This window comes from Thermophagus sp. OGC60D27, from assembly GCF_052400625.1.
GTDB lineage: Bacteria > Bacteroidota > Bacteroidia > Bacteroidales > Marinilabiliaceae > Thermophagus.
This window is the reverse complement of record NZ_JBQTGH010000014.1, coordinates 46,229-60,392: the sequence shown is the minus strand read 5'-3', so window position 1 is coordinate 60,392 and position 14,164 is coordinate 46,229. Positions and strand designations below refer to the sequence as shown.

Here is a 14,164-nt window from a genome sequence, read left to right as displayed (position 1 = left end):
TTTAAACTCTAATAAAAGGATTAATGTCAAGTGGTAATATTTTAATCGTTGACGACAACAGGAGCATACTGACCGCATTGGAATTGTTGTTATCTTCCGAATTTGATCATGTGGAATGTTTAACCAATCCCAACCGGATTACCTCTTTTCTGGAAAAATATCCATGTAACCTTGTCCTCTTGGACATGAACTTTAAAACCGGCGCCAACACCGGAAACGAAGGTATTTACTGGCTTCAGCAAATAAAGGCCAAATATCCGCATATATCGGTGGTGATGATTACCGCTTACGGGGATGTGGAATTGGCGGTAAAAGCCCTGAAAACAGGCGCTACCGATTTCGTTTTAAAGCCATGGGACAATACCAAACTCCTGGCCACGGTTAAAGCGGCAGTTCAGCTCAGTCAATCCAGGAAGGAAGTTAAAGCCCTTAAGCAAAGAGAGAAAGATTTGAAAAGCGGTCTTAGGGCTCCGCAAAAACACATCATCGGCTCCTCACCTCAAATCATGCAAGTATTAAATTTGGTTCGCAAGGTAGCCAAAACCGACACCAACATTCTGATAACCGGGGAGAACGGAACAGGAAAAGAATTGATTGCCCGGGAAATACACCGTTTGTCCCATCGTAAGGATGAAATGCTCATCAGCGTAGACATGGGAGCCATTAGCGAAACGCTCTTCGAGAGTGAGCTGTTTGGACATGTAAAAGGCGCTTTTACCGATGCCAAAGAAGACAGAGCCGGCAAATTCGAAATTGCTAACCACGGAACCCTTTTCCTCGATGAGATAGGCAACCTTCCGCTGCATCTTCAGGCAAAACTATTAACCGCATTGCAAAACCGACAGGTGACACGTGTAGGGTCGAACCACCCCGTTCCTGTAGATATCCGGCTGATCAGTGCCACCAACTGTAACCTTCCGGCCTTGGTAAAGGAAGGTTTATTTCGGGAAGATCTCCTCTATAGAATCAACACCATACATATCGAAGTTCCGCCATTGCGAGACCGGGGTGATGACATCCTTGCTCTGGCCAACTTTTTTCTGAAAAAATATACTGCAAAGTATCATAAACCTCATTTAAAAATCAATCATCAGGCAGAAGAAAAACTTTTGAGATACCAATGGCCCGGCAATATTCGCGAATTGGAACATTCTATCGAAAAAGCCGTGATCTTAAGCGAAAGTAACATTCTCAAACCCAATGATTTTTTTCTCAAACCGGTAACCGGCATCGGACATGCCATGATCGCCCCCCCTCTCAACCTTGAAGAAATGGAAAAACACCTCATCCTTACTGCCTTGGATAAATATCCTTCCAATATTACTGCTGCCGCAGAACAATTGGGAATCACCCGACAAACACTTTACAACAAAATGAAAAAGTACAATATCAAATAAAATAAAGCATGATAATTTTGAATGATTGAGCATTAGAACTATTTCCTCTACCCCATGCCCAGCTATTAACTGACATATCCGGGCATTTATTCTCCGCATTCGATTATCATGAGAAGGATAGAAATCCGTTAAATCAGACAAATGATACTTTTATGAAACTCCCTTATCACATACACAGCCTATTGCTCTTATTACTAACTGTTGTTGTTTCAGTCTTAACGGGTTGGGCCATCTGTGGGCTGAAATATATTCAGGCCGGCCTCTTTGGCGGTTTCATCATCGTTTTTCTAATGGTTCGCTGGTACTCCTTACAGCAACGCTTGTTCAGAAAAATCAACTATTTCTTCGAAGCCGTTAAAAACGAAGACTCTGCCCTTTCGTTCCCAAATCCGACCCAAGACAAAATGATGAATCAATTAAATCATCATCTGCAAAAGTTAAACAACTATCTGCAACAATTAAAAACCGAAACCAGACAACACGAACAATACCTGCAAGCCATTATCGAACATGTGGATATCGGGATAATCATATTCGACTCCGGTGGATTTATTCTCAATGCCAACAAGAGTATAAAACAACTATTAAATCTGAGACAACTCACCCATGTAAGACAGCTGAAAAAAAACAATCCACAACTGGCCAATGTGATCGGGTCCATACAACCTAACCAACAAAAAGTGCTAAAACTGGAATTAAACAATCAAAAGGTTGCCAATCTCCTGATAAAAGCCACCATTTTTAAAAAAGGAGACCAAACTCTGAGGCTGGTTTCCATGCAAGATATCAACGATCAGCTCAACGAAAAAGAGCTGGATTCATGGATGAAGCTTATTCGTGTTCTGACGCACGAAATTATGAATTCCATCGCGCCGGTGACCTCTCTTTCCGAAAATCTGAAAAACTATTTTATAAAAGACGGAACAACTATTTCGCCCTCCGCGGTCAGTGAAAAAATGATCCAAAACACCGTCAAGGGACTTCAGGTTATCGAGCAGCAAGGAACAGGGCTCTTAAGTTTTGTAGAAAGCTACCGTCAACTGACACGGCTCCCGAAACCCAATCTGAAACCGGTTAAGATCTGTCAACTTACCGAAAACACCATCTATCTCCATCAGTCCGCCTGGCCAGCGATCCAAATCTCACTAAAATGTAATAACCCGCAAATAACAATTTTGGCCGATGAAAAAATGATTGCACGGGTATTGGTCAATTTGATAAAGAATGCAGCAGAAGCCATTGATGACCAAAAAGAGGGTAAAATTTCCGTTGACATCTCCCAAAACACGGCACAAAAAACTGAAGTTCAGATAAAAGACAACGGCCCCGGCATAACCCCCGACCTTTTGGAAGATATCTTTGTTCCGTTCTTCACCACCCGCGAGAAAGGCAGTGGAATAGGCCTTAGCCTGGCACGGCAAATCATGCGTATGCATGGTGGCCAAATCAATGTTCGTTCCATCCCCACAAAAGGAACGGTTTTCAGTTTGGTCTTTCCGCCGACCGTTTCTTAAACTTTCCTTATCGGCCTTATGCGTACAAGATTAATTTATGTTTATAGTCAAATAAAACTATAATATTTGTTCTTAAATTTTCGTTCATCGTTTCTGGTGGCTGGTTAAGTCGCAGTTGGGGGCAAATTACCGTTTTGTCGGTGCCCCCCGGCTTCCATTCCTCCTTTCTCCCTTGATCCCCGTGCGCCATGCCATAGGTCCCACGCAATCCATTGGCATATCTGCTCACGATCCAATCAATTCCACTCTGCCTGTATCTTTTAATATTCGTTTTTTTAGGCGTCAAACATTGCTGTTCTCGATTCATTTTCATTTTTAATGCAAACTGCCATACACTGGCTGCGTCGCCATAAGAGATGTCTGTAAAACATCTCACGCTTATTATATGGCCATCAGAACGCGGTAAAAACACCCTGACACTCGACACAAACCCTTCCGCGCTGAAAAGGAGATCTTTCTCTGCCTACCCCAATATTATCTACGCGAACTGTATACCCATTTTCGATGGTTGCATTACCTTCCGCATAGGCTGCAAGGCCATCTGCATTAATTGCAATCCTGTCTGCATTAACTGTAAACCCGGTTACATCGGTTGCAAAACCACCTGCATTGGCTGCAAAGCCTTCTGCAAAGGCTGCAAAACCATCTGCACTGACTGTAAAACCTTTTACATCGGCTGTAAGGCCATCTGCATTGATTGTAAAGGCTTCTGCATTGGCTGCAAGACCATCTGCAATGGTTGCAAAGCCATCTGCAACGGATGCAAAGCCATTTGCATTGGCTGTAGAAACATCTGCAACGGTTGCAATGCCATCTGTATTGGCTGTAGAAACATCTGCAGCGATTGTAATGTTATCTGCATTGGCTGCAAAGGGTGCCGCACTGGTTGCAAAACCCTCCACATTAATGGCATTACTATACGCACTGGTTGCAATCTCTTGTCCTGAGAATATTCACGGAACTGTGTCCCCATAAAAATAATCAGGACACAGATTGATGAACACTCCCTCAAAATTTATCGTCAACTGGAAATTCGGGCACGATAAATGTATATTTGATACTATTCTTTATTATTGTACTTCGAAAAACTTTCAAAACAGAATGATATGAGAACAATAGTCCTGTTTATCACCATTTTGGTTTTCACGTCGCTTCAGGCGGGAAATTTAAAAACTGTAGAATCGGAAATAAAAGAGGTTGTGGTTTACCTGAACGGCGCCCAAGTAACGCGGATGGCCCAAGTCAGCGTTCCTGCAGGAACCAGTGAGTTGCTCTTTAAGGGACTCACCTCACGACTTAATACCAATAGCCTGCTGGTGGCCACCGGGAAAGAAATCACCATACTATCAGTCAATCAAAGCTTCGATTATATGGAAGAAGCCACTTCCGATGCCCGGATTGACCGACTCACCAGACAACGGGATGCATTGAAAGACAGCATAGATCTGATGCAAAATTCCCGCAACGTTTTTGTGAAAGAACGGGAAATGCTTCTCAGCAATCAGACCATTGGTGGCGCAGAAACAGGCGTTGATGTGGACCAGCTCATCAAAGCGGCCGATTTTTTCCGGAAGCGGCTCACCCAAATAGAAGAATCAATATTTGCCAATGTGCAAACGACCCATAAAATGCAAGAACGTCTGGAGAAGCTGAACCGTCAGCTTGGTGAGCTGAACGCCACAAAGAACCAACCTACCAGTACGGTAAAGGTGGCTGTGTCGGCACCCCGGGCTGTAACTACTTCAATTCTTCTGACCTATACCGTTCGAGATGCGCACTGGCAACCGTTCTATGATATCCGCGTGGATGACACCAATGAACCGGTAACACTGGTCTATAAGGCAAAAGTATTTCAAAACACACAGGAAGCCTGGAACAACGTAAAGCTGACGCTCTCCACCGGCAATCCCTCAATCAGCAATTACAAACCTGAACTGCAACCCTGGTTCCTGGATTTCCAAAGACCTGCTCCCATGAAATCGATCCAGGTGACAGATGACGCTATGGAACTGAACGAAATGACTATTACGGCCGATGCCAAAAAAGGAAAGCCATTGCTCATTCGCGGTACCACCCCATTAAAACGTACCAATGTTACCGTTGCCCGCCAACCAACCACTACGGCTTTCCAAATCAACATTCCTTACACCATCCCATCCGATAATCAAGGTTATGATGTGGCAGTGCGTGATTACAGGATAGAGGCCGGTTATCAGTATGCGACGGTCCCCAAATTATCACCCCATGTTTATTTGCTGGCTCATATTTCTCAATGGAGTGATCTCGACCTGTTGCCCGGTGAAGCCAATATTTATCTCCATCAAACCTATCAAGGCAAAACCTTTCTCGATCCGTATACCTCAGAAGATACCCTAAAAGTGTCGGTGGGCCGCGACCCGGCCATTGTGGTTAAACGTGAGCTGTTGAAAGATTATTCCTCCAAATCGTTTTTGGGAAACAACCGCAAAGAGACCAAAGCATGGAAAATAACGGTTAAAAACACCAAAGACAGCCGGGCAAAGATTATGGTAGAAGATCAATATCCGGTATCCTCAAACAGTGAAATTAAAATAGATTTGGAAGAAAGCAGTGGCGCACGGGTCAACGCTGTATTGGGTAAGATCGCCTGGGAATTGAATCTGGCACCCGGCGAAACCAAAGAGCTGAGGCTGATCTATTCGGTAAGGTATCCTAAAGACCAAAATTTGATTCTGGAATAACATCGATTTGACACATAAAAGATTAGATGTTAGATGTTAGAATATATTTCGGAGAATAACACTGAGAACCTGGTTTTTAATACATTGACACCCCAAAACAAATATTATGGGATTGAGATTTTACCGAATATTTAGTAGTTTCGGCAAACTAAAAATAAAACTAAGATAGAAATGCGAATATTAGTGATAGGCACCGGTGGTGTAGGCGGTTATTTTGGAGGCCGTTTGGCGGTTGCCGGAAATGATGTAACCTTTATTGCACGTGGGGCCCACAAAGCGGCCATGGAAAAGGATGGACTGAAAGTAAAAAGCATCAATGGCGATATTCATGTAAAGCCGGTGAAAGTAACCGATAAGATCAGTGAAGCCGGCACCCCCGATTTGGTGATAATCGCCGTAAAGGCTTGGCAGGTTAAAGAAATTGCCCGCCAACTGGCACCGGTTATTCATGAAAAAACCATGGTATTACCGTTGCAAAACGGGGTATTGGCCAGCGATGAATTAAAATCCTTTTTACCTGAAAACAATGTACTTTCCGGACTATGCCGCATCATCAGCAAAATCGACGGGCCGGGAATCATCAATCATTTTGCCGTTGAACCCACCATTGTCTTTGGGGAATGTGACAGTTCTCAGACGCAAAGGGTTGCAGATCTTCAAGCGGTTTTTGAGAAGGCGGCTATTCAATCGGTTGTTTCAAAAGACATACAGGCGGATTTGTGGCGTAAATTCCTGGCTATTTGTGTCAGCGGACTCCTAGGGGTAACCCGTGCCACCTATGGAGAAGTGCGCGAACAGCCCGAAACACGTCAGATGATGCGCAACCTATTTGAAGAGATAGCACAGCTCGCCAAAGCCCTAAAGATCAATCTGGAACCTGAATTGGTGGACAAAACCATGGCATTTATTGACTCGTTTCCTTATGAGTCCACCTCTTCTCTCACCCGTGATGTATGGGAAGGCAAACCATCCGAACTGGAATATCAAAACGGAACCGTGGTAAAACTGGCCGACAAAGCCGGAGTGGATGTCCCGGTAAACCGGTTTGTCTATTATTCATTATTACTGATGGAAAAAAAAGCCAGGCAAGCAGAGCGGGATTAGAAATACAAATCCCTCTCCCCTTTTTTTATGCGATCCAGCCGTTGGGATAATTTTTCACGAAACTGTTCGTCCCGGTAGTCTTTCAGGTTTTCTTCGATCAGGTGATATCCCATCTCTTTTGTTTTCTGAGGCGCATAATCCTCAAGATATTCGGCCATGGTAAGTATGGCATTGGGCTGACAAAACCGTTTGATAAATCCGGGGACAGAGAATTCCATAAAATGTTCCCCGGTCCGTTTCAGTCGATAGCATGCGGTACAAAATGAGGGTAAATATCCATGGCCTATTAATTCCTCCATCACCTCGTTCAGGGAACGGTTGTCTCCGATGGTAAACTGTTCCTGATCGAGGTCTTGCTGATTCTTTTGTTTGGAATAGCCTTTCATTTCAATATTGGTACCGCCATCGATTTGTGAAACGCCAAATTGGAGCACCTCATCGCGGATATGTGCCGGTTCCCGGGCCGTAAGGATTAATCCGGTATAGGGGACAGCCAATCTTAGGATGGCCACTAAGCGCGTAAAATCCTCATCGGAGACATTGTAATCATCTCTGACTTTAAATCCTGATGCGGTTTTAATACGTGGAAAAGAAATGGTATGGGGACCGACATTATAAACGGCCTCAAAATGGTTTACATGCCGCAGCAGCCCCATCACTTCAAATCGCCAGTCGTAAAGCCCCAACAAAGCCCCAATGCCTACGTCATCTATTCCGGCCTCCTGAGCACGGTCAAGGGAGGTAATGCGCCAGTCATAGTCCCGTTTTTTTCCACCCAGATGCACTTTCAGGTAAGTATCCCGGTGATAGGTCTCCTGAAACACCTGATAGGTTCCGATGCCGGCATCTTTAACGGTTTTAAACCCATCCACGTCGAGGGGTGCGGCATTGATGTTAACCCTTCTGATCTCACCATTCAAATGTTTTACTTTATAAACCTGACGAACCGTATCGGCGATAAATTGTGGATCGTATTTGGGATGTTCGCCAAAAACCAGAATTAGACGCTTATGTCCGGCATCTTCGAGCATGGTCACCTCATCTCGGATTTCTTCGGGCGAGAGAGTCATGCGCTTTTGCTTTTGATTATCGGCCCGGAAACCACAATAAGCACAATTATTAACACACAAGTTTCCAATATACAGGGGCGCAAACAACACGATGCGTTTTCCGTAAACTTTCTCTTTCAGTTGGCGGGCCCCGTTTTTTATTTCTTCAATCAGCTCCGGGGTATTGGCATTGATCAGAACAGCGGTTTCATCCAGCGTAAGCCGGTTCTTATCCAAAGCCCGGGCAATAACTTCGCGCACTCTTTGGGGATCCGGATTTTCATTACGTTTGAGGATGTCCCATATTTCATTGGCATCCAAAAAATTCTCCATTGGACGATCATCAAGCTTATATTGCTGCGGATCATAAATATTAGGCATAGCTTAATCTTTAAAGGGATAAAGGTACGATGATTGCCGGGTAATGGAAACAAATGCGCCGAAAAAGAATGGGACATCTTTAGCACCGAAAAATGTCAGGCCCCCTGTATCAGGAACATAGTCTCTATCGCCGGTTTTTAATACTCATCCAGAATTTTCTTTACATCTTCAGGCGACACTCGTCCGTACACTCTTTCTCCGATGGTAATGACCGGGGCAAGGCCACAGGCACCGACGCATCTCAGGCAACTGAGGGAAAACTTTCCGTCGGGGGTGGTTTCACCCACTTTGATATCGAGCCTTCGTTTAAATTCATCCAATACTTTTTCCGCGCCACGGACATAACAGGCCGTACCCATACAGATGGAAATAGGATGTTTTCCTTTGGGCAACATGGAGAAAAAGGAATAAAACGTCACCACCCCATAAACATGAGCCACCGAAACATTTAATTCTTCAGCCACGATCTCCTGCACCTCGGCAGGAAGATAACCTAATAGATTTTGAGCCTGATGAAGAACATTAATCAGTTCTCCCGGTTCATTGTTGAACTTTTTACAAATGTCTTTCAGTTCTTGAACTTTATTATCGGGTATTTTGATTTTTGCCATATCGCAAGTTAATTTTCAATTACCAATGATCATTTAGCAGGTTAGAATTTAGATCCCTCCACAGTCCACCGTTATTCGATCTCTGTCTTTTTCTTCCGGTTGAAATAATGAGTATGTAATAATTCATGCGACAGATCACTGAGCGGTTTCCCGAGGAATTGGGCATATAATTCCTGAATAAAGGGATTTTTGTGAGATTTTCGGATGGTTTTTCCTGCATCTTCGGCATAAATGGCGCGTTGTCTTTTTTTAAGGATCTCCACATTGCCGTGATGATAGGGCTGTCCGCCCCCTCCGATGCAACCACCGGGACAAGCCATAATTTCAATGGCGTGGAAATCAGACTTCCCGGCCTTTACATCCTCCAATAATTTACGCGCATTTCCCAGTCCGTGAGCAATTCCGATATTTAGTTTCATACCGTTAAAATCCACGGAAGCTTTGCGCAGACCATCCATACCTCTGAGCTCCTCAAACTCTACTTTTTCAAGGTTTTTACCGGTATGCAACTCATAGGCAGTGCGCACGGCAGCTTCAATGACACCGCCGGTGGTTCCGAAAATTACTCCGGCGCCGGTAGATTCACCCAGCGGTTGATCGAATTCATCGTCCTCAAGGGCAGCAAAATCGATGTTGGCGTTTCGGATGAGCTGTGCCAGCTCGCGGGTAGTAACAGACACATTCACATCGGGGTCACCGTTTACGGAAAACTCATCACGTGTGCACTCATATTTCTTGGCCAGGCAAGGCATCACAGATACCACCACCAGGTCTTCTCGTTTCTTTTTAAGGATTTTGGCAAAATAAGTTTTGGCAATGGCCCCAAACATTTGCTGAGGAGATTTGGCCGTAGAGGGGATCTCTAACATTTCCGGAAACTGGTGCTCAAAAAACTTGACCCAGGCGGGACAACAGCTTGTCAGGATTGGCAATTTAACGCTTTGATCACCATTCAAGAAACGATTTAGCCGGTCGAGAAACTCGGTACCTTCTTCCATGATGGTGAGGTCAGCAGCAAAGTCGGTATCAAACACATAATCGAACCCAAGTTTTTTGAGTGCCGACACCATTTTCCCTGTAACCAGAGTGCCGGGTTCCATCCCGAATGCTTCTCCCAGGGCAGCTCTTACTGCCGGTGCGGTTTGAACCACCACCGTTTTTTGAGGATCGACCAGCGCATCGATCACCTTCCATGTATAATCGCGCTCGGTTAAAGCGCCGGTGGGACACACAGCCACGCACTGGCCGCAATAAGTACAAACCGAATGGTCCAGATCCATCTCAAAAGCGGGGGCTACCACCGATTCAAAGCCACGATTGACGGCCGACAAGACACCAACCGTTTGTACTTCGTTGCAGATGGTTTCGCAACGACGACACATAATGCATTTGTCCATTTCCCGGATGATGGCAGGGGACCGATCTCCTTTGTAATGAGATTGTGCGCCGGTATAGTGAATTTCCCTGATTCCCAAATTCTGAGCCAATTTCTGCAATTCACACTCTCCCGATTTGGCACAGGTCAGACATTCGGCAGGATGATCGGAAAGTATGAGTTCCACAACGGTACGACGTGCATTTATGACTCTCACGGTATGCGTTTTAACAATCATTCCTTCGGTACATTCCGTTTTGCAGGCAGGGGCAAGATTCCGGCGTCCTTCTACTTCCACCACACACACTCTGCATCCTCCCGGTTTGTTTTCGAAATTTAGGTCTTCCATCTTCATATAACACAACGAAGGAACGTTAATTCCGATGGATTTGGCGGCTTCCAGAATGGTAGTTCCTTGCTCTACTACCACCGGCTTGTCATCTATGATTAATTTTACGATGTTCATCTTAATACGATTTTCCAATGATTAAAACTCAGGCTACTGAACACTGATGGCACCGAACTTACATTTTTCCATGCAAGCCCCGCACTTGATACAAACCAGACTATTGATAAAATGAGGCAATTTTTTACTGCCGGAAATAGCATCGACAGGACAAACCCGGGAGCACAGAGTACACCCAACACATAAGTTTTGGTCGATCACATACTGCATGAGAGCCCGGCATTGTCCGGCCGGACATTTTCCATTTTTAACGTGTGCTTCATACTCATCGGGGAAATTATCCATGGTCGATAACACCGGGTTGGGGGATGTCTGTCCCAATCCGCAAAGAGCCGTATCTTTGATCACATTTCCCAAATTTCTGAGTCGGACCAGATCGCCCTCCTCGCCTTTCCCAAGGGTTATTTTATCGAGTAATTCATAGAGTCTCTTGTTTCCGATGCGGCAAGGAGAACATTTCCCGCAGCTTTCTTCCACGGTGAAGTCGAGATAGAATTTAGCGACAGAGACCATGCAATCGTCCTCATCCATAACAATCATCCCTCCTGACCCCATCATGGACCCATTGGCCAGCAATGTCTCATAATCGATGGGCAGATCCAGGTGTTTCTCTGTCAGACATCCGCCTGAAGGCCCTCCGGTTTGAACGGCTTTAAACTTCTTTCCGCCCTTAATACCGCCACCGATATCAAAAATCACTTCCCGTAAGGTAGTACCCATTGGCACTTCGATAAGTCCCACATTGTTAACCTTTCCGGCCAGCGCAAACACTTTGGTTCCCGGACTTTTAGGCGTCCCAATATTTCTAAACCAATCGGCTCCTTTCAAAAAGATGACAGGAATATTGGCAAGGGTTTCCACATTGTTGACATTGGTGGGTTGGCCCTTGTAACCACTTTGTGCGGGAAATGGTGGCTTTACGGTGGGTTCGCCCCGTTTCCCTTCCATGGAATGAATGAGTGCCGTTTCTTCGCCGCATACAAAAGCGCCGGCACCATAACGAATGGTCACATCAAACGAAAACCCGGAACCGAAAATATTATCACCAAGCAAACCATATTGTTGGGCCTGATCAATGGCTATCTTAAGACGTTTAATGGCCAGGGGATATTCCGCGCGGATATAGATCAGCCCTTTATCAGCCCCAATACAATAACCGCAAATAGCCATAGCTTCCAAAACAGAATGAGGATCACCTTCCAGTATTGACCGATCCATGAAGGCTCCGGGATCGCCTTCATCGGCGTTACAAACAACAAATTTTTGATTGGCATTTGATTTTCGGGTCAGCTCCCACTTCAGTCCGGTGGGGAACCCCCCCCCTCCTCTACCTCTGAGACCGGACTCCTTAACCACCTCAATGGCTTTTTCGGGGGAAAGTTGTTCCATAACCATTCCAAGGGCAGAGTATCCGTCCCGGGCGATGTATTCCTCTATATTTTCTGGATCAATAAACCCACAATTTCTTAAAGCTATTCTCAATTGTTTTTTGTAGAACTCCATATGTTTGGAATCGCTCACCGAAGCGTTGGTTTCAGGATCGACATAGAGCAGTCTGTTAACTTTTCGTCCTTTAACCAGATGTTCGAGCACCAACTCTTCAGCATCCTGAGGTGTCACCTGCACGTAAAAAGTATTGTCGGGGACCATTTTCACCACGGGTCCCTTTTCACAGAAACCGAAACAGCCGGTTTTGATCACCTGGACGTCGTTGGCAAGATTGTTATCCGCCACCGCCTTTTTGAGATTGGCGACGATGGCATCGCTTTGGGAAGCCCGGCAACCGGTACCTCCGCAAACCAGAACATGATACTTGAATTTGGCCATAGCTAAAAAAGGGTTTATTTATTGTCGATTGTCTTATAAGTGTCGGGAATGATGCCATCCACCAATTCCCCATTCTTAATGTATTTATCAATGATTTCTGCCGCTTTAGCCGTATCTACATAACCAAATACCACAGGTTTTTCACCGGGCAAAGTCACTTCAATGGTAGGCTCGGCATAACAATACCCCATGCATCCTGTTTGGGTCACTACAGCATCCACGTCCTGCTTATCCAATTCATCAATGAGGTAGTTCATGGTTTCGCGTGCGCCAGAGGCGATACCGCAAGTCGCCATCGACACTTTTATCTGCACCAGTTTTTCCGGGGCATTGCTTTTCTCACGCAAAAGAATTTTTCCTTTGAGTTCATCCCTCAAATCCCTGAGGTCCTGAAGATTTTTAACTTTATCACTCATATTCAACTTCTTTTACTTAAACAATTTCATTCAACATATTTCGAATCAAAACATTCACTTTTGGATGAGAAACAGGAATGCCATCCAGTATTTCCTTTATTTCCCCTGATGATATTTCAAAGAATTGATTTTCTTTAATAATCCTGATCTTGAAATCGATAAGTGGATTTCCGGAAATTATCAGGGCCAAAGTTTTTGCCAGATCCCCTTCCGGGATGCAATCGATGTGACTGGTTATAAATGTGGCCGCAATGGTGGTTCCTTTTTGAGGTTCGGAGAGAACCGTCACCTTTCCTCCCGTCCGCTCGGCGTTCATCTTTAAAAAGGAAAGCCCCAGCCCCACGTTCCGAGATGTTCTGGAAGTAGTATAAGGATCTGTCACACGTTCAATCATAGCAGGATCTATCCCGCATCCATTGTCACGGATGGTCATCTCCAGAATGTTACCGCGATAATTCAGTTGCACTTCGACATGGGTTGCTCCGGCATTTACTGAGTTGTCAACAATATCCATAATATGCATTGCCAGATCCTTCATAAGCTTCCTTTATTTGTTGGGAAGAGCCAGGACGCCACGTCCCATCTCACCCTTAAGCGCTTTTTTAAACTCATTCAGCGTTCTATTTTTCATTTTCAAAAGCGTAATGCCTGTTCCCAATTGTTCGGGATAGTGGGCATCCGAACCACCAATAAGAGGTTTAATGCCTGCCCATCTCATCCTTTCAATGGTCTCACCTTTTACCCCTTTGCAAATCTCCAATGCATCAGCCTTTATATCGGGGGATACAAACCCTAACTGACTGATCAGGCTGTAGCTTTTTCGGTTGATATGAGCCGGGATAAAGATGCCACCCAGCCGATGCACCTCATCATATGATTGTTCCATACTCCGATCCAACGCAGCAATCAGCAGGCGGTCTTCCACCCCCAGAATATTTTCCTTTTCGTCGACCCATACCTGATGCCCGAAATAGTCAGGCTTGTTCCGTATCACCGTGAGCCACCGGTCCAGCCATTGCTGAAACGCCTCCAGTGCCTTCCAATCATCAAACAGTGCCAGACAGTGCACCTCCTCACGGGTATTAATTTCGGCCCCACCCCACACCGTTATTCCGGCCTTTTGCCCCAATTCCATAATCACCTTACACTGTCGGGTCGAATTATGATCGGTAATTCCCAATATGTCAATTTGCTTTTCTCTGGCTTCGCGAATAATCCTTACCGGACTCATATCCAAACTGCCGCAAGGTGACAAACAGGTATGGACATGCAAATCGGCCCGAAACACACAGAGATCATCCATT

Annotated in this window: 12 protein-coding genes; 4 read left to right on the top strand and 8 right to left on the bottom strand. The window is 45.1% G+C overall.

The features are described from left to right. Nucleotides 1–23 precede the first annotated feature (23 nt). Nucleotides 24–1,397, top strand: a complete 1,374-nt coding sequence (locus ACT29H_RS14915) for a sigma-54-dependent transcriptional regulator (protein ID WP_444822448.1) — start codon at nt 24–26, stop codon at nt 1,395–1,397. A 152-nt stretch (nt 1,398–1,549) separates the two neighbouring features. Next, nucleotides 1,550–2,911: a sensor histidine kinase gene (locus tag ACT29H_RS14910; RefSeq protein WP_444822447.1), complete on the top strand. Its 1,362-nt coding sequence runs from the start codon at nt 1,550–1,552 to the stop codon at nt 2,909–2,911. Nucleotides 2,912–3,303: 392 nt separating this feature from the next. On the opposite strand, the gene ACT29H_RS14905 is transcribed toward ACT29H_RS14910, so the two are convergent. Next, nucleotides 3,304–3,813, bottom strand: a complete 510-nt coding sequence (locus ACT29H_RS14905) for a hypothetical protein (RefSeq protein WP_444822446.1) — start codon at nt 3,811–3,813, stop codon at nt 3,304–3,306. Nucleotides 3,814–4,017: 204 nt separating this feature from the next. Between ACT29H_RS14905 and ACT29H_RS14900 the strand changes: the two genes are divergently transcribed. Continuing rightward, on the top strand, nt 4,018–5,631 hold the full coding sequence (locus tag ACT29H_RS14900) for a DUF4139 domain-containing protein (RefSeq protein ID WP_444822445.1): 1,614 nt from the start codon (nt 4,018–4,020) through the stop codon (nt 5,629–5,631). Between the two features lie 171 nt (nt 5,632–5,802). Next, nucleotides 5,803–6,735, top strand: coding sequence for a ketopantoate reductase family protein (locus ACT29H_RS14895; protein WP_444822444.1), 933 nt, complete (start codon nt 5,803–5,805; stop codon nt 6,733–6,735). Here ACT29H_RS14895 and hydG read toward each other — a convergent pair. From hydG to ACT29H_RS14860, 7 genes are all read right to left on the bottom strand, one after another. Next, the gene (hydG, locus tag ACT29H_RS14890) at nt 6,732–8,165 is read right to left on the bottom strand and encodes a [FeFe] hydrogenase H-cluster radical SAM maturase HydG (protein ID WP_444822443.1); all 1,434 of its coding nucleotides are present in this window, start codon (nt 8,163–8,165) and stop codon (nt 6,732–6,734) included. The two genes, ACT29H_RS14895 and hydG, sit on opposite strands and share 4 nt — an antisense overlap. A gap of 137 nt (nt 8,166–8,302) precedes the next feature. After that, a complete protein-coding gene (locus ACT29H_RS14885; RefSeq protein WP_444822442.1) occupies nt 8,303–8,776 on the bottom strand; it encodes an NADH-quinone oxidoreductase subunit NuoE family protein in 474 nt (157 codons plus the stop codon). 71 nt (nt 8,777–8,847) lie between these two features. After that, nucleotides 8,848–10,617: an NADH-dependent [FeFe] hydrogenase, group A6 gene (locus tag ACT29H_RS14880; protein WP_444822441.1), complete on the bottom strand. Its 1,770-nt coding sequence runs from the start codon at nt 10,615–10,617 to the stop codon at nt 8,848–8,850. Between the two features lie 33 nt (nt 10,618–10,650). Then, complete coding sequence (locus ACT29H_RS14875; RefSeq protein ID WP_444822440.1) at nt 10,651–12,444, bottom strand: NADH-ubiquinone oxidoreductase-F iron-sulfur binding region domain-containing protein; 1,794 nt, start codon at nt 12,442–12,444, stop codon at nt 10,651–10,653. Between the two features lie 14 nt (nt 12,445–12,458). Continuing rightward, a complete protein-coding gene (locus tag ACT29H_RS14870) occupies nt 12,459–12,860 on the bottom strand; it encodes a (2Fe-2S) ferredoxin domain-containing protein (protein WP_444822439.1) in 402 nt (133 codons plus the stop codon). A 16-nt stretch (nt 12,861–12,876) separates the two neighbouring features. Beyond that, complete coding sequence (locus ACT29H_RS14865) at nt 12,877–13,398, bottom strand: ATP-binding protein (protein WP_444822438.1); 522 nt, start codon at nt 13,396–13,398, stop codon at nt 12,877–12,879. A 9-nt stretch (nt 13,399–13,407) separates the two neighbouring features. Further along, the gene (locus ACT29H_RS14860) at nt 13,408–14,163 is read right to left on the bottom strand and encodes a PHP domain-containing protein (RefSeq protein WP_444822437.1); all 756 of its coding nucleotides are present in this window, start codon (nt 14,161–14,163) and stop codon (nt 13,408–13,410) included. Between the last annotated feature and the right edge of the window lies 1 nt (nt 14,164).

Excerpts from the sequence above, each read along its gene's own strand:
- ACT29H_RS14915 (WP_444822448.1), top strand. The coding sequence starts at position 24 with ATGTCAAGTGGTAATATTTTAATCGTTGACGACAACAGGAGCATACTG.
- ACT29H_RS14910 (WP_444822447.1), top strand. The coding sequence starts at position 1,550 with ATGAAACTCCCTTATCACATACACAGCCTATTGCTCTTATTACTAACT.
- ACT29H_RS14900 (WP_444822445.1), top strand. The coding sequence starts at position 4,018 with ATGAGAACAATAGTCCTGTTTATCACCATTTTGGTTTTCACGTCGCTT.
- ACT29H_RS14895 (WP_444822444.1), top strand. The coding sequence starts at position 5,803 with ATGCGAATATTAGTGATAGGCACCGGTGGTGTAGGCGGTTATTTTGGA.
- hydG (WP_444822443.1), bottom strand. The coding sequence starts at position 8,165 with ATGCCTAATATTTATGATCCGCAGCAATATAAGCTTGATGATCGTCCA.
- ACT29H_RS14885 (WP_444822442.1), bottom strand. The coding sequence starts at position 8,776 with ATGGCAAAAATCAAAATACCCGATAATAAAGTTCAAGAACTGAAAGAC.
- ACT29H_RS14880 (WP_444822441.1), bottom strand. The coding sequence starts at position 10,617 with ATGAACATCGTAAAATTAATCATAGATGACAAGCCGGTGGTAGTAGAG.
- ACT29H_RS14875 (WP_444822440.1), bottom strand. The coding sequence starts at position 12,444 with ATGGCCAAATTCAAGTATCATGTTCTGGTTTGCGGAGGTACCGGTTGC.
- ACT29H_RS14870 (WP_444822439.1), bottom strand. The coding sequence starts at position 12,860 with ATGAGTGATAAAGTTAAAAATCTTCAGGACCTCAGGGATTTGAGGGAT.
- ACT29H_RS14865 (WP_444822438.1), bottom strand. The coding sequence starts at position 13,398 with ATGAAGGATCTGGCAATGCATATTATGGATATTGTTGACAACTCAGTA.
- ACT29H_RS14860 (WP_444822437.1), bottom strand. The coding sequence starts at position 14,163 with ATGGATGATCTCTGTGTGTTTCGGGCCGATTTGCATGTCCATACCTGT.